Origin of the sequence: Burkholderia mycopellens (assembly GCF_964265025.1) — a bacterium.
Lineage (GTDB): Bacteria > Pseudomonadota > Gammaproteobacteria > Burkholderiales > Burkholderiaceae > Burkholderia.
In genome coordinates this window covers 3,650,997-3,675,213 of the sequence record NZ_OZ183802.1, presented here as the reverse complement: position 1 = coordinate 3,675,213, position 24,217 = coordinate 3,650,997, and the positions used below count along the sequence as shown (strand labels likewise).

The following is a 24,217-nucleotide window of genomic DNA, read 5'->3' as shown; positions in this document are numbered from 1 at the left end:
GACGACCGGGCGCCCGGCGCGTCGGCGTCCGGCCCCGGTTCCGTGTGAAGCTGACGGGAAGCCCACATTCTACGGTCTCGCGGCGCATCGCGCGCCGGTGCGCGATGCGGGCGACCGGCGTGGGGCGGCTGCTCCGGGGCGCCGGCCCCCGGGCGCCGTCCGACGCAAATGCAAAGCACAAAATATTGGTTCGTCCGCCGGGGACGCCGCGCCACAATCGAATCCCGTCTTCAGGCAAGCGAGGGCAATCATGCGCGCATGCAGCAAATCGGCGTGGCCGCCGCGGCTCGTGACCGTTCCGGGCCTGCACGGCAGCGAAGGCGCTCACTGGCAGACCTGGCTCGAACGGCAGTTCCCGCGCTCGCTGCGCGTCGAGCAGGACGACTGGGACGCGCCCGATCTCGCGCGCTGGGCGCAATCGGTGCGCACCTTGCTCGACCGCGAACGCGGCCCGTTCGTGCTGGCCGCGCACAGCTTCGGCTGCCTCGCGGCCGCGCATGCGCTCGCGCAGTGGCCGCATCCGGGCGATGTCGCGGGCGTCCTGCTCGTCGCGCCCGCCAGTCCGAAGAAATTCACGTTTGCCGGGCCGTTCGACGCGCGCCGGCTCGCCGTGCCGTCGATCGTGATCGGCAGCGAGACCGATCCGTGGATGCCGCTCGGCGACGCACGCACGCTCGCGCAGCACCTGGGCAGCGCGTTCGTGAACCTCGGCGATGCCGGGCACATCAACACCGCCGCCGGCTTCGGGCCGTGGCCGCGCGCGAAGTACTTCGTCGACACGCTCGTCCACTGCGCGGCGCCGCTGCGCTTTCGCGACGCGGACGACGGCTTCGACGCCGCACGCGTCGATCGCGCGCTCGCGCACGCGATCTGACGAGCCGGGCGGGCGGCACGGCGAGTGCCGTGCCACGCCGCGCCGTCGCGCTTACGCCGCGGAGACGGGCCGCACTGCCGCCGGATCCGAATAGCTCGGCCGGCCGTTCTCGACGTGGCCCGCGAAACGGCGCGAGAAGGTGCCGTTCGCGCCGTCGCTCACCGTCACGTCATACCATTGGTGGCTCGATGCGAGCGCCCACTGCTCGACGCGCTCGTCACCGCCATGCAGCGTCACCTGCCGCGACGGCGCGCCGTATGCGTTGTCGGTCAGCGTCAGCGTGACGTGCGCCCCGCCATGGTTGCGCAGCTTCAGGTACAGGTTCCCGTTCGCGACGTCGTAGCCGGCCTTCACTTCCGGTCGCGCGGGGTTGCGATGCGGCGTGGCCGGGGCCGACACGTTGCCCGAGAACACGCGCACGAAGCCGTTCGGCCCGTACACCGCGAACGTGTACGCCCCGTTCGTCACCGTCAGGTCGAAGTCCGCATGCAGCACGCGGCGCGCGCCGACCGTATAGCGCCACGGGCCGTCGGTGCGGTTCGTCGCGTACACGTGGAAGTGCGCGCCCTGGTTGCCGCGGTTCGCGAACTCGATGCGCAGCCGGGTCCCGCCATCGATGCTCGCGTTCACGTGCAGTTCGTACGGCAGCGCACGTGCCGGCCGCACGCCGGGCTCCTGCGGGTCGACCGGCGACGGCGTCGCGGGCACGGTCGGCGCGGGCTGCGATGTGCATTGCTGGTCGGCAATCGAGCGGTACTGGCTCGTGTCGGGCAGCGGCGGGAACGACGCGTCGGACGAGCGGAAGTCGAATGCGGCGGTGAGGTCGCCGCACACCGTGCGGCGCCACGGCGTGATGTTCGGTTCGTCGATGCCGAAGCGCTCGCCGATGAAGCGGATCACCGACGTGTGGTCGAACACCTGCGAGCACACGAAGCCGCCTTTCGTCCACGGCGACACGACCGTCATCGGCACGCGCGGCCCGAGGCCGTACGGCAGGCCGTCGGCCGTGTAGCTGCCGCCTCGGCCGGGGTTCACGACCGTGTGCAGCTCGCCGTCGGTCGTCACGGTCGACGCGCCCTGCGCGGCCGACGTCGGCGGCTGCGGCGGCACGATGTGGTCGAAGAAGCCGTCGTTCTCGTCGTACATGATGAACAGCACGGTCTTGCGCCATACGTCCGGGTTCGACGTGAGCGCATCGAGGATCTGCGACGTGTAGTTCGCGCCGTACGCGGGCGTGTATTTCGGATGCTCGGAGAACGCCGCGGGCGGGCACAGCCACGACACCTGCGGCAGCCGGTCGTTGATCACGTCGTCCTTCAGGTTGTCGAGCGTGCGCACCGTCTGCGCGCGCTGGTACAGCGACGAGCCGGGCTTCGCGTTGATGAAGTTCGCGAAGTTCTGCAGCACGTTCGTGCCGTAGTTGCCGTTGTACGGATCGTTGCCCGTCGTGCCCTGCTGGTAGATCTGCCACGACACGCCGTGCGCTTCGAGACGCTCGGGAAAGGTCGTCCACGACAGCAGCTGATAGGCGGGCGGCCCGTCGCCGTCGACATAGTCGCTGTTGTCGAGCAGCGGGCCGCCGAACTTGCCGGTCGGGTCGACGGTGCCCGTCATCAGGTACGAGCGGTTCGGGTGCGTCGGCCCCGGCAGCGAGCAGAAGTAGTGGTCGCACACGGTGAACGCATCGGCGAGCGCGTAGTGGAACGGGATGTCCTCGCGCACGTGATAGCCCATCGTCATGTCGGTCTTGTTCGCGGGCCACTGGTCGTAACGGCCACCGTCGATCGCCGCGTGCGTCTTGTACCACGAGTGGTCGAGGTCGCCGACGCACTGCGCGCTCGTCGTCAGCGTGTTCAGCCGGAACGGCAATACAGGCTTTGTCGGATCGGCCTTCGACGGCTGGTACCACACCGGCTTGCCGTTCGGCAGCGGGATCGGGAAGCGGTCGTTGTAGCCGCGCACGCCGCGCAGGTGTCCGAAGTAATGATCGAACGAGCGGTTTTCCTGCATGAACACGACGATGTGCTCGACATCGCGGATCGTGCCGGTGCCGCGCGCGGCGGGAATCGCGAGCGCGCGCCGGATCGATTCGGGGAAGGCGTTGAGCGCGACGGCGGCGCCCGCGGATTGTGCGACGGTATGCAGGAAACGGCGGCGGCTCGATGACGTCATGTTATTTCACCTCGGTTCTGCTGCGGTCAGGGGACGGAAGCGGCGGGATCAGCCGGGTGACGACGCTGCCGCACTCGACGCGGCCGCATTTGCCGTGGGCTTCGCATCGTCGTCGTCATCGGGCGGGTAGTGCACGACGGGCGGCGCGAGCGGTGCGGCATCGGACGCGGCGGTGTTGGCGGCTGCATCGTGGTTGAATGCGCTCGCGGAGCCGGCCGATGCGCCGGCCTGCTGCGAAGCGTCGGTCGCGTGTGCGTCGTGCGGCGCGTCGTCACTGCAGGCGGCGACGAAAGCGGCGGCACAAAGAACGGCGACGGAAACGCGACGCATGACTTCTCTCCTGGCTGGCTGATCGGGAAACGTTTTCGAGTATGCCGATGCGATGCGACGTTTCGGTGAATCGTTTGCGACCGGAGCATGATCGCGAAATGCTTTCGATATCCTGACCAAGGTCTTTCGTGTGATCGACGAGATGCAATATTTCCCGGTGGGTGATGCAGACCGGGCACTTTTACCCGGGCTCGCGATGCGATGCACGCGCGCGTCCGGGGCAGCCCGACCGTTCGTGATGGACGCGTGCAGCCGATCGCGTTGCCTCAGCGACGCGGCGTGCGTCGCCGGACCTCGCTGCGCAGCCAGTCGAGCCAGGTGCGGATCGCCGCTTCGTGCGGATGGCCCGGGCGCCACACGACGTAGTGCGCGTACACGTCGGTCACGCGCACCGTCGATACGCGCACGAGCGTGCCGTCCGCGAGTTGTCGCTCGATCAGCGAGCGGCGCGCGAGTGCAACGCCGCGCCCCTTCAGCGTCGCGTCGATCAGCGCATTCGCATCGGTGAAGCGCGGCGCGCGCTCGGATTCGGTGAGATCGAGCCGCGCGGCCTGGAACCACGGTTCCCACGGCTGCGCGGGATGGCGCAGCAGCGTCGCGCGCACGAGATCGGCCGGCGCACGCGGTGCGACGCCGTCGCGATTGCGGTACGCGGGGCTCGCGACCGGGAAGATCGTCTCGTTCATCAGCTTCTCGGCGACGACACCCGGCCACGTGCCGGGCCCGTAGCGCAGCGCGACGTCGATGCGGTCGCGCTTGCGCAGCGGCGCGAGCGCCACGTCCGGGTGCAGCGCGATCGCGATGTGCGGATGCGCGGCCGTGAAGCGCGGCAGGCGCGGTGCGAGCCAGCGCTCGGCGACGCTCGGCAGCACGCTGACGTTCAGCGTGACGTCGCACGTGCGCGGGCGGCTGCGCACGGCGAGTGCCGGCTCGAATGCGCGTTCGAGCACGCTGAGGCCCTGGCGCACCTGCAGCGCGAGCGCGTGCGCGGCGTGCGTCGGCGTCGCGCCGTTGCGCTCGCGCGTGAAGAGCGGATAGCCGAGCTGCGCCTCGAGCGCGCGGATGTGCTGGCTGACGGCGCCTTGCGTGAGTGCGAGTGCGTCGGCCGCACGCGTGAAGCTCTGCAGCCGCACGGCGGTCTCGAACGCACGCAGCGTCTGCAGCGGAGGAAGGTGGATGCGTCGCATTCGGGTATTAGTAACACTAATGTCCAGGCACGACAATTCATCGTTTGCGGCGCCCGGCCACGCGTTCCTACACTCGGTTCCGTCTTCCAAAGCCCCGTCGGGCCACACCGCCATGAACGCCTATCGTCTCTATCTTTCGCCGGGCGCCTGCTCGCTTGCCGCCCACATCGCGCTGGAGGAAACCGGCGCGCCGTTCGATGTCGAGATCGTCTCCGTGCAGAAGCAGCAGAACCTCGAAGCGCGCTATCTCGCGATCAACGCGAAGGCGCGCGTGCCGGTGCTCGCGATTCCGGGCGAGCCGCGCGTGCTCACCGAAACGCCGGCGATCCTCACGTATCTCGCGCGCCGTTATCCGGATGCGCGATTGCTGCCGCTCGACGATCCGTTGCGCGAGGCGCGGTGCCACGAATGGCTCGCCTGGCTGGTCGGCTGGGTGCATGGCGTCGGCTACGGCGCGCTGTGGCGGCCGGGCCGCTTCATCGACGATCCGGCCCTGCACGGTGCGGTCAGCACGCACGGGTGCGGCACGATCGATGCAGCGAACGAGGCGATCGAAGCCGCGCTCGCCGACGGCCGCCCGTGGGCCGAACCGGGCGCGCATTCGATCGTCGATCCGTTCCTGTTCGTGCTGTATCGCTGGGGCGTCGCGATCGGACTCGACATGACGCGGCATCCCGCGTGGACGGCCCATGCTCAGCGCGAGGCCGAACGACCGGCTGCGCAGCGCGCGCTGGCGCGCGAGGCGGGCTGACGGATGCGCGGGCGCCGCCGCGCAGACAACGACGCCCGCGAACGACGCCCGCGCGCGACGCGCGGCCGCTATCGCACGGCGAACAGCGGATAGGTCGCACCCGCGATCAGCGCAGTCGCGAGCCAGACCACGCTCCACGAACTGACGGCGAGCAGCGGCGGAATCGCGAGCGGCGTCGCGAACAGCCCGAGGTAGACGATCGTGTTCGCCATCCCGAGCGCGGTGCCCGCGTGGTTCGCGCCCGCGAGCGTCGCGAGCTCCGTGTACGCGACGCCGTGCCACGCCGATACGCAGACGCCCGCGAACACGAGAATCGCGACGATCGCCGCGAGCGGCACGTGCGGACTGCCTGCCGTCGCGGCTGCAAGCAGCGCGAACGACCCGGCCGCGACGAGCACCGAACCGCGCAGGTACGCGCGCCGGTTGCCGTGCCGGTCGGTATGACGGCCGCTCCAGACGCGCATCACCATCGCGCCGAGCTGCAGCGCGACCATCGCCGCGCTGATGCCGGCGAGGCCGAGCCGGCCGAAGTCGTGCAGGAACACCGTCGCGAACGTGAGCACCGCGAACTGCGGCGCGCACAGCAGGCCCATGCCGAGCACGATGCGCCATACGCTGCCGCTCGCGAGCGGGCTGCGCGCATGCCGGGCGGGTTGCTGCTGCTCGACGGAGCGATGCACGATGCCGTGCACGGGGGCCGGCGCGGCGGGCGGCTCGTGCAGCCAGCGCCAGGTCAGCGCGGCCGATCCCGCGCACAACAGCATCAGCGCACCGAACACCGCGGCGAAGCCGAGATGCGACGCGAGCGACGGCAGCAGCGCCGCGCCGACGCCGCCGCCGAGTGGCACGGCCGTCTGGCGGATGCTCATCGCGAGCCCGCGTTCGCGCTCGCCGAACCAGCGCATCACCGCGCGCCCGCTTGACCCGTTCACGCTGCCGCCAAGCAGGCCGACACAGCTCATCGCCGCGACGACGCGCATCAGCGGCGGCACCGCGTGCGCGGTCGGGACGATCGTGCACACCATCAGCGCGAGCATCGCGGCCGTCGCGACGAGCCCGGTCAGCAGCACGCGGCGATCACCGAAGCGGTCGGCGGCCATGCCCCACGGCAGCTCGGACAACGCGACGCCGAAGCCGAGCGCGCCGAGCACGAGGCCGAGCGCGCCGTTGTCGAGGTGATAGGCCGAGCGCATCCACACGGCCGTGGTCGGAATGCCGGCCGCGGCGGCCGAAAAGCTCATGTTCGCGGCGACGCCGGCCGCGAGCACGCGCCAGCGATGGGCCGGGCCGCGCGTGTCGCGGGCGGGCGACGTGGGGGAAGCGATGCAGGTGGTATCCATGGCGGCAGGCCTGGTTGGAAATTGACATCGACAGTCTGGTCGCCTAGATTCATCCTGAAAATCGGAAACTTTTTGATGAATCGTTCGATAAAACAGGATGATTGACGTGTCGGAACACGATATTCCCCGTGGCGACGACGAGCCGCTTGCAATGGCCGATGTCGCGCAGGCCCGGCCCAACTTCGACGTGGCGGCGCTGCGCAGCCTCGTCGCAGGCGTGGATCTCGGCAGTTTCGCGAAGGCGGCCGACCGCGTCGCGCGCTCGTCGTCGGCGGTGAGCGCGCAGATCCGCAAGCTCGAGGAGCAGGCTGGCACGCCGCTGTTCATGAAGGCCGGGCGCGGGCTCGCGCTGACCGATGCCGGCGAAGCGATGCTGCGCTACGCGCGGCGGATGATCGAGTTGAACGACGAGGCGGCCGCGGCCGTGCGCGGCATGAATCTCGACGGCTGGGTGCGTGTCGGGCTGCAGGAGGATTTCGGCGAGGCGATCCTGCCCGACGTGCTCGGGCGGTTCGCGCGCGCGCATCCGAAGGTGCGGATCGAGGCGCGCGTGGCGCGCAATGCCGATCTGCTCGACCGGCTCGACGCGAACCAGCTCGATCTCGCGCTGGTGTGGGGCGATCCGGCGTCGGCGGCGCTGGTGGCGCGCGCGGGGATCGACAGCGAAGCGATCGCGCAGGTGCCGATGCAGTGGGTCGGGGCGGCCGGCGGCTTCGGCATGCCGGGCGGCGGTGCGGACGAAGGGGGGGAAGGCGGGGTGGTCGAAACGGGCGGCCGTGCGGCGCGGGATCCGGGCGAGCCGCTGCCGCTCGTCGTGTTCGACCGGCCATGCCGGTTCTTCGGCGCGGCGACCGGTGCGCTCGATCGCGCGGGCGTGCCGTGGCGCGTCGCGTTCACGACACCGAGTCTCGCCGGGCTATGGGCCGCGGCGGCGGCCGGCCTCGGGCTGACGGTGCGCTCGCACTACGGGCTGCCCGCGTCGGTGCGCGTGCTCGATGCGGCTTCGTGCGGGCTGCCGGCACTGCCGAGCCTGCCGCTGATCTTGCTGCGACGCACGTCGTCGGCGACGCCGACCGTCGATCGGCTTGCGCGGATCGTGACGCAGGCGGTGCGGGATGCGACGGAGGGGGCGGCGCTGGCGGCGTGACGAAACGTTCGATCGCCGCCGCGCGGGGTGCGGTTCTGCAGTCCCTCTGCCGATCGGTCGAATGGATCGATCGGGTGAACCTGACTACAGTGGTGATCACTTGAAATGGAGGGCATCGTGCAAAACGCCCATACACCCGGCGGTAGTGAGGTCGATCCGCCCCAAAGGACAGATGCCGCGATTCGCAGTGACAGGGCTTCAGCCGATCCACCCGTTCGGTTCGGCGTGCTGCAAGGGCAGGCCTGGATCGCGGACGATTTTGACGCCCCGCTGCCCGATTACCTGCTGGATGCTTTCGAAGGGCGCTGATGCGGCTGTTGCTCGATACGCACATCTTTTTGTGGATCGTGACCAACGACCCCAGGCTCAGCGCGCGGGCGCGCACGCTGATCTCGGCCGCCGACGAACGTTTCGTCAGCAGCGCGAGTATCTGGGAGGCGGCCATCAAGGTCGGCCTGGGGAAGCTCGATATCGACGTCGGCAAGCTGATCGGCTCGATCGGTTCAAGCGGGATTCGTGAACTACCGGTGCGGGCCGTGCATGGGGCCACGGTCCATGATTTGCCGCATCACCATCGTGATCCATTCGATCGCTTGCTGGTTGCACAGGCCCGGCTCGAGCCGCTTCAGCTCATGACGGCCGATACCCTTCTTGTGCGGTATGGCCGACCTCTTGTTCTGACAGTTTGAAGCAATCTCTCGGCCCGCTATCCGTCGGTTGCCCCGTGACATGTGACGTCGGGATTTATATCGCGGCGATGTCCGGCTCGACCTCGCTCAGTGCCGCACGGATCGCTGCCAGCCGCGCCCGCAACCCTTCGCTCGCCGGCACGAACGGCAGCCGCAACCCGTCCTCGCACCACCCTTGCGCGGCCAGCACGGCCTTCACCGGCGCCGGGTTCGGCTCCGCGAACAGCGCCGCGACGAGCGGCTGCAGCGCAACCGACACGCGCCGCGCATCGGCGAGCCGGCCGTCGCGCAGCAGCGCATGGATGCGCACATGCCATTCGGGCAGCACGTGTGCGCTGCTTGCGATCGCGCCGTGCGCGCCGGCGCACATCGCCGCGAAGTTCTGGTTGTCGTCGCCGGACAGGATCGCGAGCGGCGTGTCGTGCACGAGCCGGCTCATCCGGTCGAGCGTGCCGCCGCATTCCTTGATGCCCGCGACGCGCGGGTCGCGGGCCAGCGCCTGCAGCGTGTCCAGTTCGACGTTCACGCCGGTGCGGTACGGGATGTTGTAGACGAGCACCGGCAGGTCGGCCGCGTCGACGATCGCCTCGACGTGGCGGCGGATGCCGTCCTGCGTCGGCCGCACATAGACGGGCGGCGTGACGAGCAGCCCGTCGGGCCGCAATGTCGCGAGTTCGCGCGCGCGGGCGGCCGCGACATGCGTCGCGCTCGCGGTCAGCCCGACGACGATCGGCAGCCCGGGCGCCGCGTCGCGCAGCGTCGCGAACACCGCGTCCTGTTCGCGCGCGTCGAGCAGCACGCCTTCACCGGTCGTCGCGCCCGCGACGAAGCCCGCGATGCCCGCGGACGCATAGTGGCGCGCGAGCCGCGCGAGCGCGGCATGGTCGACTTCGCCGTCGTGGAACGGCGTGATGATCGGCAGCCAGATACCTTCGAAACGTGTGTTCATGCAAAGCCTCATGGTGGAAACGGAGTGGGAAAGAACCGTTCCGCCGGCGGAGAGCCGGAGCGAGGCGTGCGAGCAAGGAGAAAGAAACGACCTGCGGGCATCCCGTCCGGCATTCGCCTGACGGGACGCGACGTCCCCGTCAGTCGAGGAGTCGTTTTTTCAGTTTCAGCCCGGCCGCGCGCGCACCTGCCGCGACGGCGGCGAGGATCGGAAGCGAGCGCAGGGGAGCGGACATGGAGGAACCGTGAGTGGGCTGAGCGGCGATCTTAACATCGGATCCGATCCGTGCGCGAGTGCGCGCCGCCGTTTAGCAGGATTCGAGATTTGCTTTCCACGACTGATTGGAAAGCGCGCCGCGTCCGGCCGCTAGAATGCCCGCTTACGTTTCGATGACAGCGCGTATGCGTGCCGTCATGCACATTCACCCACACTGGAAACGGGGCATATCACGATGGCAAGCATGAAGGGGATCGGCCGCTGGCTGCACACGGGCGCGGCGGCGGCGCTGGTCGTGGCGGCAACGGCCGCGCACGCGGATACGTCGATCCTGAACGTGTCGTACGACGTGACGCGCGAACTGTACAAGGACATCAACGCGGGTTTTGCCGCGGCCTACAAGCAGAAAACCGGCGAGACGATCGCGATCAAGCAGTCGCACGGCGCGTCGAGCGCGCAGGCGCTGTCGGTGCTGCAAGGGCTGCAGGCCGATGTCGTGACGATGAACCAGCCGAACGACATCGACCTGCTCGCCGAGCGTGGCCAGTTGCTGCCGAAGGACTGGCGCGCGCGCTTCCCGGACAACAGTTCGCCGTACTCGACCACGATGGTGTTCCTGGTCCGCAAGGGCAACCCGAAGGCGATCAAGGACTGGAGCGATCTCGCGAAGCCGGGTGTCCAGGTGATCATCGCGAACCCGAAGACTTCAGGCAACGGCCGCTATGCGTATCTCGCCGCGTGGGGCTTCCAGAAGCAGAAGGGCGCGACCGACCAGCAGGCGATCGACTTCGAGAAGGCGATCTTCCGCAATGTGCCGGTGCTCGACTCGGGCGGTCGCGGCGCGACGACGACGTTCACGCAGCGCGGCATCGGCGACGTGCTGGTCACGTTCGAGAACGAAGTCGCGCTGATGGACACCGGCGCATCGGGCGCGCAGTTCGACGCGGTGTATCCGTCGGCGAGCATCCTCGCGGAGCCGCCCGTTGCCGTGGTCGACAAGGTCGTCGACAAGAAGGGCACGCGCAAGGTCGCGCAAGCGTATCTCGACTACCTGTACACGCCGCAAGCGCAGGAGATCATCGCGCAGCACCATCTGCGCCCGCGCGACGCGAACGTGCTGAAGAAGCATGCGGCCGAATTCAAGCCGCTGAAGACGTTCAGCGTCGAGCAGGTTTTCGGCAGCTGGGCGAACGCGCAGAAGACGCATTTCGCGGACGGCGGCACGTTCGACCAGGTGATCGTCGACCGCAAGTGAGTGCCGCGCGCATCGCGCGCTTGCCCACGCGCTGACGACGCAGCCGGCCGCTTCCGCGGCCGTTTTTTTGTGCCGCGCGGCCGGCGGCGCGGCGGATTCCCGTTCCGAACCGGCACGCATACCCGGCCGCCGCCGCGCGTGCTACGCTCATCGCCTCCCTGCTTCCGGCGCCGCGCGATGAACGTCGATTCGTCCTCCCCATCCTCCCGCGGCCGTGGCCGCAAGATCTGGTCGGGCACGCGCCCGGTCATCGCGTACGGAATGCCGCCGCTCGGCTGGCGCGATCTCTATCATCGCGCGCTGACGGTGAGTTGGCCCGTGTTCTTCCTGTCGCTCGCCGTGCTGTTCCTGCTGCTCAACGGCGCTTTTGCGACCCTCTACCTGCTTGGCCATGCGTCGATCGCGAACCAGTCGCCCGCAGGATTCGGCGGCGCGTTCTTCTTCAGCGTCGAGACACTCGCGACCGTCGGCTATGGCGACATGCATCCGCAGACCGTCTATGCGCACCTGGTCGCGACGTTCGAGATCTTCATCGGGATGTCGGGCATCGCGCTGGCCACCGGGCTCGTATTCGCGCGGTTTTCGCGGCCGCAGGCGAAGATCCTGTTCGCGCGCTACGCGATCGTCCGGCCGTTGAACGGCCGGATGACGCTGATGGTGCGCGCCGCGAATGCGCGCCAGAACGTGATTGCCGAGGCGCAGGCGAAGCTGCGGCTGATGCGCGTCGAAGGGACGCACGAGGGCTACACGCTGCGCAAGATCCACGACCTGCCGCTCGTGCGCAGCGAGCATCCGATTTTCCTGCTCGGCTGGAACCTGATGCACGTGATCGACGAATCGAGCGCGCTGTTCGGCGAGACGCCCGAATCGCTTGCCGCGCGCGACGCGTCGTTGCTGATCACGATCGAAGGCTCGGACGAGACGACCGCGCAGGTGATGCAGGCGCGTCACTCGTGGGTGCATGGCGAGATCCGCTGGCGTCACCGCTATGTCGACCTGATGCACGACGAAGGCGGCATCACGCACATCGATTACACGCATTTTCACGACGTGGTGCCGGTCGACGCCGATACCGACGAGCGCGGCTCGCCGGGTGCGGTGGTCAATGCCGGCGCCGCGACGCCGGGCCCGGCCGCGTAGGTGCGCTCGCGGGCGGCGGGTCGTGCCGCCCACGCGCTACGCGTCTACACGTCACGCATGCAGCAGGCGCGCCGCTTCGCGCTGTTCGATCGCGACCGCGCGGCGGAAGGCGTCGCGATCCTCGGCGCGGGCGACGTAGTCGCCGAGCACGCCTTCGTGCGGCAGCAGATGCGCGTCGAACGCGATCTTCAGCGTGCTGGCGAGCAGCAGGTCGGCCGCGGTGAAGCGATCGCCGACGAGCCACGGACGATGGGCGAGCGCTTGCGCAAGGGCGCGCTGCACGCGTGTGATGTTGCCCCAGCCGAACGCGACCGGATTGCCCGACGCGCCGGTGAATTTTTCGGCCATCGCCGGTTCGAGGCAGGTTGGCGTGAAGAACATCCATTGGAGGAAGCGGCCGCGCAGCGGATCGTCGGGCGCGACGCCGAGCCCGGCGCCCGGGCAGCGGTCGGCAAGATAGAGCAGCACGGCGCCCGATTCGGCGAACGGCACGCTGCCGTCGTCGAGCGCGGGTAGCTTGGCCATCGGGTTGACCTGCACGAACGCGTCGCTGCCCTGCTCGTGCGAGCGCAAGTCGATCGGCACGAGTTCGTACACCACGCCGAGCTCCTCGAGCATCCACAACGCCCGGAATGCCCGGGTCTTCGGCCAGTAGTAGAGCTTCATCGTGCCTCCGTGTTCGGGTGCAGCCGTCGGTCCGGTGGATGCTCAAGCGTACCCGAGCGCCGCAGGATCGGACAGGGGCGCCCGGCTAGGGGTGCCCGGCTAGGGGCGGCTATCTGCGTGTGATGGCCGGATATGTCGTGTGCCGTGCGTGAATCGGGCACAAGGCCGGAAAAGTCTTATGGAACAATGTTGTAGGACAATGACTAGTCATATCAATACTAGTTATAAAAAGCATCGAAATCCCGTCGTGAACCGGCATGCCGCGCACGGCATCACGGAGTCCGCGGCGCCTGCGCACACGGCAACACTGGCATCCTTCCGCAATCGCCGATGCATCACGAAACAGGGAAATCATGGGAGACAACTCACGCATGGCAAACGACGATCGCACCACGGTCATTCCGAGAAGAACGCCGGAATCTGCGGCGATGGTGGCCGAGGTCAAGCGGGCGATGTCGATCGCCGCGCGGATCAATCGCCTGACGTTCGACGATGCCGCCGAGGTTCGCGCATTGTTCGGAGAACTGATCGGCACGCAGGTGGACGACGCCTTCGTATTGATCCCGCCGTTCCATGCGACGGGCGGCACCGGCATGAAGCTCGGGCGCAATGTGTTCATCAACCAGAACTGCACGTTCTACGATCTCGGCGGGCTCGAAATCGGCGACGACGCGATGATCGGGCCGAACGTCAGCCTCATCACGTCGGGCCATCCCGTCGAATCTTCGCGACGGCGCGACTTCGTCGTCGCGAAGCCGATCGTGATCGAACGGAACGTGTGGATCGGCGCCGGCGCGACGATCATTGGCGGTGTGACGGTGGGCGAGAACTCGGTGGTCGCGGCCGGGGCCGTCGTCACGCGCGATGTCCCGCCGAATGTGCTGGTCGGGGGGAATCCGGCATCGGTCATCCGGTCGATTGCCCCGTAACGCGACCCGCGGGTGCGTGCCCGCTCGATGCAGCCGGGCGGGACGGATGTGGATAACCCGCCATCGAGGCGACTCGAAATGCTGTGCATTTGATCGGTGAGAGTGCCGCCGAGGCCGTCCGGGCGGGGCTTTCCGGTGACTGCCCGATAGCCGCCGGCAGATGCGTGAGCCGCTCCTGCCGATGGTCCGACGAAGGTCGCGCCGCGCGGTCGGTTGTGGATATCCTCACGCCGAAACGACTCGGCGCCCTGTGCATTTCACAGGTGAGGGTCACCGGATGATGCGGTATGCGTGAAGCAGGGTGTGGACAACTCGCCCGCGAAACGACGCGAAATGCTGTGGAATTCAGCGGTGAGGGTCGGCGCCCGATCGGGCGATGCGCCTGTCCTGGCGAGGTTTTCCGATCGTTGCCGTGGTTCGAAGCGTCGCGCATTCTAGCCGAACGCGCGCGTGCGCGGCGCAACCGCGCGGGTGCCGCGACGGGGAGATCCGGTTCCGGCTGTCGCTCGAAAGGCCGTGCATTTTAACGGCGAGCACGGGCGCGTGGTCTGCAATCCGCAGATTTCGCTGCGCACCGCCGCGTTCGCAAGCGATTCGAAGCGCTGCGCGATGCAAGGGCGAGCGTGAACACGAGATCGGCGCTCAGCGCACCAAGATGCGATCATTCGGCCGTCGGCGGCGTCTGGCGCATCGTGTATCTCAGGCTGGCACGCGCGCATGCGAACGACGAACACACGGGCCCCCGTGTGGATATCCGGCCGCGGAAACGACTCGCGACACTGTGCATTTCGACGGTGAGTGTCCGTGCCCGATCGCCCGATGAGCCGCGTGCAGCATGAATCGCCGGCCTGCCGCACCTGCCGCGGCGCGCATCCGTCATCGCCTCGGCGGATGCTCGTCCATGTGGATATCCTGCGCGCGGAAGCACTCGAAGGGCTGTGGTTTTCAACGGTGAGGGTGACCGCGTGGCCGCACGGCAATACCGGATCAGGCGTGGATAACCGCCGTTGCAGACACTCGAAGCCCTGTGTATTTCAATGGTGAGCGCGAGCCCGCGATTGTGCCGCATGCGCGTTCCGGCGTGTATGCCCGGCCCCTAAACCACTCGCGTCCCGGCGTATTTCCGCGGTGAGTGCGGGCCCGCGATCGTGGCGCACGCGTGTAACCGCGCGCCTGTCCGGACGATCAACCTGGCGTATTTCTACGGTGAGTGCGAGCCTGCGATTGCCCGGCATGCGTGTTCCGGCACGCCCTTCCGGCCGACAAACCCACTCGCGGCCCTGAGTATTCGAGCGCTGAAGGCGAGCCGTGGATCGACGCAACAGGTCCCCATCGATGTGGATATCCACGGTTCAAACCCACTCGCCGCGCTGTGCATTTCAACGGTGAGCGTCGAGGCAAGCGCGGGACGCATGCCGTCAACGGTGTGGACATCCCGGCCTCCACGCCACTCGAAACGCTGTGCAATCGAACGGTGAGCGCGCGAGCCCGGTCGGCCGAGGGGCGCGGCATTGTGGACATCCCGCCCCACCGACCAATCGCAATGCTGTGCATTTCATCGGTGAGGGTCACCGCATCGAGCCGCTGAAACCCTTGTCACACGGGGCGTGAGCGCCATCCGCCACCTGCCCGGGCCACCGTCGGACAGCCACGTGTTTGCCCGGCAGGCGACCCGCCGGTCCCGACACGTCGCCCATCCCGCCCGGCCGCCGTGCGCGAAAACTCTCTCAAATCCTGGCAAAAAGCTGCGCAGTTTTTCTCACTGAGGGCCCGCCCGAGCAAGATGAGAAAAAACATTCTCGGCTGCGCGCGAAAAAATAGAGCCATTCGCTGCCGCTGGTCACGCGTCGTCCGACGCCCCACCGAGCAGCCCAGAACAACACGATCCGGAGACATCCCCCATGACCGCCCGCTTGCCCATCGACGGCACGCCTGCCCTGTCCGACTACCGCCTGACCGACAACCTGACCGCGACGCGCGGCCGGATCTTCCTGACCGGCACGCAGGCGCTGGTCCGCCTGCTGCTGATGCAGCGCACGGTCGACACCGAACAGGGGCTCGACACGGCCGGCTTCGTCAGCGGCTATCGCGGTTCGCCGCTCGGCATGGTCGACCAGCAGCTGTGGAAGGCGAAGAAACTGCTCGACGCCGGCGGCGTGCGCTTCCTGCCCGCGATCAACGAGGAACTCGGCGGCACGGCCGTGCTCGGCACGCAGCGGGTCGAGGCCGATCCCGAGCGCACGGTCGAGGGCGTGTATGCGATGTGGTACGGCAAGGGCCCGGGCGTCGATCGCGCGGGCGACGCGCTGAAGCACGGCAACGCGTACGGTTCGTCGCCGCATGGCGGCGTGCTCGTCGTCGCGGGCGACGACCACGGCTGCGTGTCGTCGTCGATGCCGCACCAGAGCGACTTCGCGATGATCGCGTGGCACATGCCGGTCGTGAACCCGGCGAACATCGCCGACATGCTCGAATTCGGCCTGTATGGCTGGGCGCTGTCGCGCTACTCGGGCGCGTGGGTCGGTTTCAAGGCGATCTCGGAGACGGTCGAATCGGGCTCGACCGTCGACCTCGACGCATTGCAGACGCAGTGGCCGGCGCCGGAAGGCTACACGCCGCCGGCGGGCGGCCTGCACAACCGCTGGCCCGACCTGCCGAGCCTCACGATCGAGGCGCGCCTCGCCGCGAAGCTCGACGCGGTGCGCCATTTCGCGCGCACCAACAGCATCGACAAGTGGATCGCGCCGAGCGCGCAGGCGAACGTCGGCATCGTGACCTGCGGCAAGGCACACCTCGACCTGATGGAGGCGCTGCGCCGTCTCGACCTGACGGTGGCCGACCTCGACGCGGCCGGCGTGCGGATCTACAAGGTCGGCCTGTCGTACCCGCTCGAGATGACGCGCATCGAGACCTTCGTCGACGGGCTCGCCGAAGTGCTCGTGATCGAGGAGAAGGGCCCCGTCATCGAGCAGCAGATCAAGGACTACCTGTACAACCGCACGGAAGGCGCACGCCCGCGCGTGCTCGGCAAGCATGACGCCGCCGGCGCCTGCCTGCTGTCCGAGCTTGGCGAACTGCGCCCGTCGCGCATCCTGCCGGTGTTCGCCGACTGGCTCGCGCGCCACAAGCCGGCGCTCGACCGCCGCGAACGCGTCGTCGATCTCGTCGCGCCGCAGATCCTGTCGAACGAGGCGGACGCGGTGAAGCGCACGCCGTACTTCTGCTCGGGCTGCCCGCACAACACGTCGACGAAGGTGCCGGAAGGCTCGATCGCGCAGGCCGGCATCGGCTGCCACTTCATGGCGTCGTGGATGGAGCGCGACACGACCGGGCTGATCCAGATGGGCGGCGAGGGCGTCGACTGGGCCGCGCACGCGATGTTCACCAACACCAAGCACGTGTTCCAGAACCTCGGCGACGGCACCTACTTCCACTCCGGCATCCTCGCGATCCGCCAGGCCGTGGCCGCGAAAGCGAACATCACGTACAAGATCCTCTACAACGACGCGGTCGCGATGACGGGCGGCCAGCCGGTCGACGGCAGCATCTCGGTGCCGCAGATCGCGCGGCAGGTCGAGGCGGAAGGCGTGTCGCGCTTCGTCGTCGTGTCCGACGAACCGGAGAAGTACGACGGTCATCACGGGCTGTTCCCGAAGGGCACGACGTTCCATCACCGCAGCGAGCTCGACACGGTGCAGCGCGAGCTGCGCGAGACGCCGGGCGTCACCGTGCTGATCTACGACCAGACCTGCGCCGCCGAGAAGCGCCGCCGCCGCAAGAAGGGCGAATTCCCCGACCCGGACAAGCGCCTGTTCATCAACGACGCGGTGTGCGAAGGCTGCGGCGATTGCGGCGTGCAGTCGAACTGCCTGTCGGTCGAGCCGCTGGAGACGCCGCTCGGCCGCAAGCGCCGCATCGACCAGTCGTCGTGCAACAAGGACTATTCGTGCGTGAACGGCTTCTGCCCGAGCTTCGTGACGGTCGAAGGCGCGGCGCTGAAGAAGGCCGCCGGTGCCGCGTTCGACGAAGCCGCGCTCGCCGCGCGCGTCGACGCGCTGCCGGTGCCGGCCACGCATCTCGACGCGGCGCCGTTCGACATGCTCGTGACGGGCGTCGGCGGCACGGGCGTCGTGACGGTCGGCGCGCTGATCAGCATGGCCGCGCACCTCGAAGGCAAGAGCGCATCGGTGCTCGACTTCATGGGCTTCGCGCAGAAGGGCGGCTCGGTGCTGTCGTTCGTGCGGATCGCATCGAGCGACCGGTGGCTGAACCAGGTGCGTATCGACACGCAGCAGGCCGACGTGCTGCTCGCGTGCGACATGGTGGTCGGCGCGAGCGCCGAGGCGCTGCAGACGGTGCGTCACGAGCGCTCGCGGATCGTCGTCAATACACACCGGATCCCGAACGCGTCGTTCGTGCAGAACCCCGACGCGAACCTGCATGCGGATGCGCTGCTCGAGAAGATGCGTCACGCGGCCGGCGACGGCTACCTGTCGAGCTGCGACGCGCAAGCGCTCGCCGCGAAGTTCCTCGGCGATTCGATCGGCGCGAACATCCTGATGCTCGGCTACGCGTGGCAGCTCGGCCTCGTGCCGGTGTCGCTCGCCGCGATGATGCGCGCGATCGAGCTGAACAACGTCGCGGTGCCGATGAACAAGCTCGCGTTCTCGATCGGCCGGATGGCGGCCGGCGACGCGGCGGGCCTCGATGCGTTGTGGAACGCGCGTCACGCGGTGGCCACACACGCCGCACCGGAAACGCTTGCCGAACTGATCGCCGATCGCGAGGCGCGTCTCGATGCGTACGGCGGCGCACGCTATGTCGAACGCTACCGTGCGCTCGTGAACGCGGCGCGCGCGAAGGGCGACGATGCGCTGACGCGCGCGGTCGCGACGACGTTCTACCGGCTGCTCGCGGTGAAGGACGAATACGAGGTCGCGCGGCTGTACACGGACGACGCGTTCCGCACCGCGCTCGAAGCGCAATTCGAAGGCGTGCCGGGGCAGGCTTATCGCGTGAAGTTCAACCTGGCGCCGCCGACGGTCGCGAAGGCCGGCCGCGACGGCAGCGCGCCGAAGAAGCGCGTGTTCGGCCAGTGGATGTGGCCGGTGTTCGGCATGCTGGCGCGCGTGCGCAGCCTGCGCGGCACGTGGCTCGATCCGTTCGGCCGCACCGTCGAGCGCAAGATGGAGCGCGCGCTCGCCGACGACTACGAGACGACGCTCACGCGTGCGCTCGCCGCGACGACCGCCGGCAATGCGGCGCAGGTCACGCAACTGGCCGATCTGCACGCCCGCGTGCGCGGCTTCGGGCACGTGAAGGTGCGCAACCTGGCCGGCGTGAAGCGCGCGGAGCGCGAGCTCGCGTTGCAGCTCGGCATCGAAGCGGCGACGAGCGCGGCCGTGCAGCACGCGCTCGACGAGATGAAGGGCGCGGGGATGCTGAAGGGGATTCCGGTCGTCGTCGCGAAGTAACGCGAACGCGGGCGGAAGTGAAAACGGCGACGCCGGTGCGTCGCCGTTTTTTATGGGCGGCGCCCGGCCGTTTAGAGAATGCCTTTCTTGCGCGTCGACAGCGCGGTCTCCGACAGGTCGATCTCGCGGAGCAGCTTCGTCAGCGTCTCGTCGGAAATCCTGCTTTCGCTGCGCAGCCGATAAAGCGCGGAACGTTCCGCGCGCACGGCCGCGATCCGCATCTGCAGTTCCATCGTTTCGGCCTGCTTCGCTTCCGCGCGCGGCGTGGGGCCGTCCTCGGCGAGCGTCGCGAGGCGGCGGCGGTACTGGTCCATCACGCGTGCGGAGATATCCGCGCAGCGCGCGGCGCCCGATTCGTCGAGATCGGCCGAGATCGCGTCGTGCGACGAGTCGATCGCACGGATTGCGGCCTGCGCGGCGGCCGCGCGTGCGGCGCGTTCCTCGTCGCCGAGCGGGCTGCGCGACGAACGCACGCCGCGCAGCAGCAGCGGCAGGCCGATCACCGCGACGATGAGCGAGCCGAGGATCACGGCCGATGCCACGAAGATCGCCGTGTCGCGGCCCGGCAGCGGCACGCCGTCGGACAGCGCGACCGGAATCGACAGCACGCCGGCGAGCGTGACCGCGCCGCGCACGCCGCCGACCGTCATCACCGCGATCGTGCGCACGCCGGCCATCGTGCCCGCGAGGCCCTGGCGCGCGGCGCGACGGCTCGCGAACCAGCGCAGCAGCCAGACCCACAGGAAGCGGATCGCATACAGCGCGAGCATCATCGCGCAGACGTTGAAGATCATCCGGCCGACGAGTGCGTCGCTCGTGTGGTGCGCGTCGACGAGCGTGCGGCCGATGATGTGCGGCAGCTGCAGCCCGAGCATGATGAACACCATGCCGTTGAACACGAACTCGATCATCGCCCACGTGCTTTCGGCGCGCACGCGCGACGCGACGGTGCTTTTGCGCGAGAAGCTCGTGTAATTCATCATCATCCCGGCCGACACGGCCGCCAGCACGCCCGACAGGTCGAGGTGCTCGGCGAACAGGTAGGCCGCGAACGGCACGAGCAGCGTCATCACGATGCCGGGGGCCGGATCGCCTTCCTGCTCGGCGTTCAGGAAGCGCGTCGACAGCGCACTGAAGGCCCACGATACGATCGCGCCCGTCGCGAGCCCGCCGGCCGCGACGATCACGAACGTGACCGAGGCGTCGCGCAGCGAGAACATGCCCGTCAGCGCGGCCGCGATCGCGAATTTCAGTGCGACGAGGCCCGACGCGTCGTTCATCAGCGCCTCGCCTTCGAGGATGTGCATCAGCTGCGGCGGGATCCGGCCACGGCCGGCGATGCCCGACAGCGCGACCGCGTCGGTCGGCGACAGCACGGCCGCGAGCGCGAACGCGATCGGCAGCGGCAACTCGGGTATCAGCCAGTGCGCGAAGTAGCCCACTGCGAGTACCGTCATGAACACGAGCCCGAACGCGAGCATCAGGATCGCGCGGCGCTGCAGGTACAGCTCGCGCTTCGGAATCCGCCAGCCGTCCGCGAACAGCAGCGGCGGAATGAACAGCAGCATGAAGATTTCGGGATCGAACGTGACGTGCAGGTTCAGCTTCGGCCACGCGAGCATCGCGCCGAACGCGATCTGCATCAGCGGCAACGGCAGCTGGAACGGCAGGATGCGCGTGACGGCGCCGGACAGCGCAACGGTCAGCAGCAGGATCAGGACGGTGAAGACGATTTCCATCGATACGGCGAATACGGGGAATGAAACGATCGTACGGAGTGTAGCGTGACAGCGTGACGGGTGCGTTCGAGCGGCCGGTGCGCGCGCACGAAAATGGTGCGCGAGACATGCGCCGCGTTGGTGCGGCAGCACGGCGCGAGCGGTGCTGCGCACGGGTTGTCCGCGCCTTGCACGGAGCTTGCTTGATGTTGGCCAGCCGTCCGGCGTCGACCGGGCAACCGAGGGTCCAACCATGACATTGCACGCGCCGTTCGCTTCGTCGGACGCCGCGTTCGAAGGCACTACCAGGAGGAAGGCATGACGATCGTGCAACAGGAGCGTCCGGCCGCCGCGTCGCCGTACCGCTTCGAGCGGGAAGTGAGTTCCGGCCTCGAACGTCTGGCGACGCAGCACCGCGACCTGACGCTCACGACCGTGTTCCAGCCGATTTTCAGCCTGTCGCACCAGCGCGCGGTGGGCTACGAGGCGCTGCTGCGCGCGCACGATGCGCTCGACCGCGCCGTGTCGCCGCTCGACGTGTTCGGCGAAGCCGCGCGCCAGGGCGAGCTGCTGCAGCTCGACCGGCTCGCGCAGGCGCTGCATCTCGAGAACTTCATGCTGCTCGGCGCCGAGCGCGAGTGGCTGTTCCTCAACGTCCATCCGGGCGTGCTCACCGACCCGTTCCAGGCGGCCGCGCTGCTCGCGAACCTGAAGCGGCTCGGCATGCCGCCGCGCCGCATCGTGCTCGAAGTGCTTGAACAGCGCGCGGAAGACGTCGAGCGGCTCGCCGAGGCCGTGCGTGAATTCCGCACGCACGGTTTCCTGATCGCGCTCGACGATTTCGGCGCGGGCCATTCGAATCTCGAGCGGATCTGGCAACTGAACCCGGACATCGTGAAGCTCGACCGGATCATGCTGTCGCACGCGGCGCACCGTACCGGGCTCACCGCGATCCTGCACGGGCTCGTGACGCTGCTGCACGAGGCCGGCAAGCTGGTGCTCGTCGAGGGCATCGAGACCGAACACGAGGCGCAGATCGCGCTGTCATGCGAGGCCGATTTCGTGCAGGGCTACTACTTCGGCCGGCCGGCGCCGGGGCTGCCCGACAGCGCGGCCGCGACGGGCTGCATCGGCGAGCTGACCGAGCGTTTCCGGCAGCAGACCGACGCGCGCGAGCGGCGCGATGCGCAGCGGCTCGCGCCCTACCTGCGCGCGTTCGAGCGCGCGGCCGAGCGTCTCGCGGCCGGCGAGCCGCTCGACGAGGTGTGCTGGAATTTCCTTGCGCTCGACTCGGCCGCGCGCTGCTTCCTGCTCGACGCGCACGGCCGCCAGTCGGGCCGCAACGTCGTGCTGCGCGCCGACCGTGCGCTCGCCGAGGCGCGCTTTTCGCCGCTGGCGGACGCGCAGGGCGCGAACTGGCTGCGCCGGCCGTATTTCCGCTCGGCGATCGCCGAGCCGGGGCGCGTGCAGGTCACGCGGCCGTACCTGTCGATCAACGAGGCGCAGCCATGCGTGACGCTGTCGGTGGCCGTGCGCGTCGGCGATGCGCAGCGCGTGCTGTGCGGCGATATCGACTGGGGCGACGACGAAGCGGACGCCGGCTAGTCCCGCGCGCACCGCAAGCGGCGGGCGGCGGGCGGAGCGGGCCGGCCGTTGCGTTCGCCGCGAGCTTCCCCGACAATGGCCCGACCGCGGCCATCGTGACCGCGAGCGCGCCGTCCCGGGGGCCACCATGGCGGCGAATAACAAGGAAAACACAATGAAAAGACCGATTTCGCTGACCATTCTCGCGTGGATCATCATCGTGACCAATGCGATAACGTGCGTCTATACGCCATTCACGATCGGCATGCCGACCACCCAGGCGCTGCTGTCGCACTACCTGCTGCCCGTCTGGGCGACGCTCGGCATCAGCGTGATTCTCGAAGTCGTGAACGTCGTGGTCGGCATCGCGATCCTCAAGGGCCGCGAATGGTCGCGCAAGACCTACATCGCGATCTCCGTATTCAGCTTCGCGTTCTCGTTCATCAACATGCCGGCGTCGATGTATGCGGTGCTGATTCCGGGCGTCCTGCTGTTCGCGCTGTTCGTCTACCTGATGTTCCGGCGCCCCGCGACCGCGTATTTCCAGGCGAACGCATGAGCTTCGCGCGCAACGCCATCGCGATCGGGCTGTTCACGCTCGCGGGCATGTGCGTGATCACCGCGCAGATGATGGCGTTCATGAAGCTCGGCCATACGGGGGCGATGTTCGTGTTCGTCACCGTGCTGTGCGTGTTGTCGGCCGTGCTCCTGGCCGTGGGTGCGTTCGCCGGCGCGTTCCGGCCACGCGCGCGCGGCGCGGGCATCGCGCTCCTCATCGCGACCGCGACCACCGCGTTCGGGATGATCGGCTGGGCGACGATGCTGATGGCGCCGGGGATCGTCGACGTATTGCAGCAGCAAGGCGTGAACATGAACGTGCGGATGTTCCGGGTCGTGCCCGGCGCCGCGGTGACCGGCCTGTCCGCGCTCGTCGGCGTGTGGCTCGCGCGCCGCGGCTGACGGTGCGACCGACGGTGCCGCGGCCGGCACGCTGGCGTCCGTCACGCGGCTCGGCTAGGATGCGCGAATTGTCCTGACGATTCGCGGGCCGCCCATGAACCGAAACGCCGCCTCTTCCATTCTCCTCGAAGTGATCGCCACGACCGTCGGCGATGCCAAGGCCGCCGCCCGGGCGGGCGCCGACCGCCTCGAACTCGTGACCGCCATCACCGAAGGCGGGCTGACGCCGAGTGTCGGCCTGATCGAAGCCGTCGTGGCCGCCGTGCCGATTCCCGTCAACGTGATCGTGCGACCGCACAGCCGGTCGTTCGTCTACGACGCCGACGACTTGCGCGTGATCGAGCGCGACGTGCGTGCCGCCGTCGCGGCCGGGGCGAACGGTGTCGTGTTCGGCGCGCTCGACGCGCGCGGCGACGTCGATCTCGGCGCACTGGCCCGCATCGCGGCCGCGGCGGACGGCCGCGCGCTGACGTTCCACCGAGCATTCGACGTGTCGCGCGACCTCAACGCCGCATTCGACGCGCTGTTGCGCGTGCCGGCCGTCACGTCGGTGCTGACGTCGGGCGGCCATCCGTCGGTGCTCGACGCGGCCGCGACGATCACGCGGCTGGTGCGGCAGGCGGCGGGCTCGACCTGCACGGTGCTGGCAGGCTCGGGGCTCACGATCGATGCGGTCGGCGATTTTGTCCGCGCCACGGGCGTGCGCGCGGTGCATTTCGGTTCGGGCGTGCGGCCGCGCGGCGAGGTGCTCGCGCCGGTCGATCAGCAACTCGTCGAGCGCGTGCGCGCGGCGATCGACGGCGCGGCGGCACACGTGTGACGCACTCGGCGGCCTG

At 68.7% G+C, this 24,217-nt stretch carries 20 protein-coding genes; 13 read left to right on the top strand and 7 right to left on the bottom strand.

Features of this window, described 5'->3' with window-relative positions; genetic code table 11:
- The first annotated feature begins 250 nt into the window (after positions 1 to 250).
- Positions 251 to 874, top strand: a complete 624-nt coding sequence (locus ACPTTC_RS17105; protein ID WP_423393172.1) for an RBBP9/YdeN family alpha/beta hydrolase — start codon at positions 251 to 253, stop codon at positions 872 to 874.
- 51 nt (positions 875 to 925) lie between these two features.
- On the opposite strand, the gene ACPTTC_RS17100 is transcribed toward ACPTTC_RS17105, so the two are convergent.
- From ACPTTC_RS17100 to ACPTTC_RS17090, 3 genes are all read right to left on the bottom strand, one after another.
- Complete coding sequence (locus ACPTTC_RS17100; RefSeq protein ID WP_423393171.1) at positions 926 to 3,046, bottom strand: phosphocholine-specific phospholipase C; 2,121 nt, start codon at positions 3,044 to 3,046, stop codon at positions 926 to 928.
- Positions 3,047 to 3,094: 48 nt separating this feature from the next.
- On the bottom strand, positions 3,095 to 3,376 hold the full coding sequence (locus ACPTTC_RS17095) for a hypothetical protein (protein WP_423393170.1): 282 nt from the start codon (positions 3,374 to 3,376) through the stop codon (positions 3,095 to 3,097).
- A 266-nt stretch (positions 3,377 to 3,642) separates the two neighbouring features.
- Positions 3,643 to 4,563: a LysR substrate-binding domain-containing protein gene (locus tag ACPTTC_RS17090; protein ID WP_423393169.1), complete on the bottom strand. Its 921-nt coding sequence runs from the start codon at positions 4,561 to 4,563 to the stop codon at positions 3,643 to 3,645.
- A 112-nt stretch (positions 4,564 to 4,675) separates the two neighbouring features.
- Between ACPTTC_RS17090 and ACPTTC_RS17085 the strand changes: the two genes are divergently transcribed.
- Positions 4,676 to 5,314, top strand: coding sequence for a glutathione S-transferase family protein (locus ACPTTC_RS17085; protein ID WP_423393168.1), 639 nt, complete (start codon positions 4,676 to 4,678; stop codon positions 5,312 to 5,314).
- 68 nt (positions 5,315 to 5,382) lie between these two features.
- Here the strand turns inward: ACPTTC_RS17085 and ACPTTC_RS17080 are convergent, their stop codons facing one another.
- Positions 5,383 to 6,654, bottom strand: a complete 1,272-nt coding sequence (locus ACPTTC_RS17080) for an MFS transporter (RefSeq protein ID WP_423393167.1) — start codon at positions 6,652 to 6,654, stop codon at positions 5,383 to 5,385.
- Between the two features lie 106 nt (positions 6,655 to 6,760).
- Between ACPTTC_RS17080 and ACPTTC_RS17075 the strand changes: the two genes are divergently transcribed.
- The 3 genes from ACPTTC_RS17075 (at position 6,761) to ACPTTC_RS17065 (ending at position 8,490) form a co-directional block, all read left to right on the top strand.
- Positions 6,761 to 7,801: a LysR substrate-binding domain-containing protein gene (locus tag ACPTTC_RS17075; protein ID WP_423393166.1), complete on the top strand. Its 1,041-nt coding sequence runs from the start codon at positions 6,761 to 6,763 to the stop codon at positions 7,799 to 7,801.
- Positions 7,802 to 7,918: 117 nt separating this feature from the next.
- Entirely contained in the window at positions 7,919 to 8,110 is a 192-nt protein-coding gene (locus ACPTTC_RS17070) for a hypothetical protein (protein WP_423393165.1), read from the top strand.
- A complete protein-coding gene (locus ACPTTC_RS17065; protein WP_423393164.1) occupies positions 8,110 to 8,490 on the top strand; it encodes a type II toxin-antitoxin system VapC family toxin in 381 nt (126 codons plus the stop codon). The genes ACPTTC_RS17070 and ACPTTC_RS17065 overlap by 1 nt, the downstream gene beginning before the upstream one ends.
- A 55-nt stretch (positions 8,491 to 8,545) precedes the next feature.
- Here ACPTTC_RS17065 and dapA read toward each other — a convergent pair whose 3' ends face one another.
- Positions 8,546 to 9,439, bottom strand: coding sequence for a 4-hydroxy-tetrahydrodipicolinate synthase (gene dapA, locus ACPTTC_RS17060; protein WP_423393163.1), 894 nt, complete (start codon positions 9,437 to 9,439; stop codon positions 8,546 to 8,548).
- A gap of 451 nt (positions 9,440 to 9,890) precedes the next feature.
- Here dapA and ACPTTC_RS17055 point away from each other — a divergent pair, with 451 nt between their 5' ends.
- Both ACPTTC_RS17055 and ACPTTC_RS17050 read left to right on the top strand, forming a co-directional pair.
- Positions 9,891 to 10,910 (top strand): sulfate ABC transporter substrate-binding protein, encoded by a 1,020-nt coding sequence (locus tag ACPTTC_RS17055; RefSeq protein ID WP_226198522.1) that lies wholly within the window; start codon positions 9,891 to 9,893, stop codon positions 10,908 to 10,910.
- A 177-nt stretch (positions 10,911 to 11,087) separates the two neighbouring features.
- Positions 11,088 to 12,050, top strand: coding sequence for an ion channel (locus ACPTTC_RS17050; protein ID WP_423393162.1), 963 nt, complete (start codon positions 11,088 to 11,090; stop codon positions 12,048 to 12,050).
- 51 nt (positions 12,051 to 12,101) lie between these two features.
- Here the strand turns inward: ACPTTC_RS17050 and ACPTTC_RS17045 are convergent, their stop codons facing one another.
- A complete protein-coding gene (locus tag ACPTTC_RS17045) occupies positions 12,102 to 12,716 on the bottom strand; it encodes a glutathione S-transferase family protein (protein ID WP_089426459.1) in 615 nt (204 codons plus the stop codon).
- 371 nt (positions 12,717 to 13,087) lie between these two features.
- On the opposite strand from ACPTTC_RS17045, the gene ACPTTC_RS17040 reads away from it, so the two are divergent.
- Together ACPTTC_RS17040 and ACPTTC_RS17035 are read left to right on the top strand one after the other, a co-directional pair.
- Positions 13,088 to 13,645, top strand: coding sequence for a sugar O-acetyltransferase (locus ACPTTC_RS17040; protein WP_423393373.1), 558 nt, complete (start codon positions 13,088 to 13,090; stop codon positions 13,643 to 13,645).
- 1,901 nt (positions 13,646 to 15,546) lie between these two features.
- Positions 15,547 to 19,119 carry an indolepyruvate ferredoxin oxidoreductase family protein gene (locus ACPTTC_RS17035; RefSeq protein ID WP_423393161.1) on the top strand — a complete coding sequence of 1,191 codons (3,573 nt, stop codon included), beginning with the start codon at positions 15,547 to 15,549 and terminating at the stop codon, positions 19,117 to 19,119.
- 71 nt (positions 19,120 to 19,190) lie between these two features.
- On the opposite strand, the gene ACPTTC_RS17030 is transcribed toward ACPTTC_RS17035, so the two are convergent.
- Complete coding sequence (locus ACPTTC_RS17030) at positions 19,191 to 20,858, bottom strand: Na+/H+ antiporter (RefSeq protein ID WP_423393160.1); 1,668 nt, start codon at positions 20,856 to 20,858, stop codon at positions 19,191 to 19,193.
- Between the two features lie 297 nt (positions 20,859 to 21,155).
- Here ACPTTC_RS17030 and ACPTTC_RS17025 point away from each other — a divergent pair, with 297 nt between their 5' ends.
- The 4 genes from ACPTTC_RS17025 to ACPTTC_RS17010 all read left to right on the top strand — a co-directional run bounded on the left by ACPTTC_RS17025 (position 21,156) and on the right by ACPTTC_RS17010 (position 24,201).
- Positions 21,156 to 22,442, top strand: coding sequence for a sensor domain-containing phosphodiesterase (locus ACPTTC_RS17025; RefSeq protein WP_226198516.1), 1,287 nt, complete (start codon positions 21,156 to 21,158; stop codon positions 22,440 to 22,442).
- 154 nt (positions 22,443 to 22,596) lie between these two features.
- On the top strand, positions 22,597 to 22,980 hold the full coding sequence (locus tag ACPTTC_RS17020; protein WP_423393159.1) for a hypothetical protein: 384 nt from the start codon (positions 22,597 to 22,599) through the stop codon (positions 22,978 to 22,980).
- The gene (locus ACPTTC_RS17015) at positions 22,977 to 23,381 is read left to right on the top strand and encodes a hypothetical protein (protein ID WP_423393158.1); all 405 of its coding nucleotides are present in this window, start codon (positions 22,977 to 22,979) and stop codon (positions 23,379 to 23,381) included. Before ACPTTC_RS17020 ends, ACPTTC_RS17015 begins: the two co-directional genes overlap by 4 nt.
- Before the next feature lie 94 nt (positions 23,382 to 23,475).
- The gene (locus tag ACPTTC_RS17010) at positions 23,476 to 24,201 is read left to right on the top strand and encodes a copper homeostasis protein CutC (protein WP_423393157.1); all 726 of its coding nucleotides are present in this window, start codon (positions 23,476 to 23,478) and stop codon (positions 24,199 to 24,201) included.
- Positions 24,202 to 24,217 lie beyond the last annotated feature (16 nt).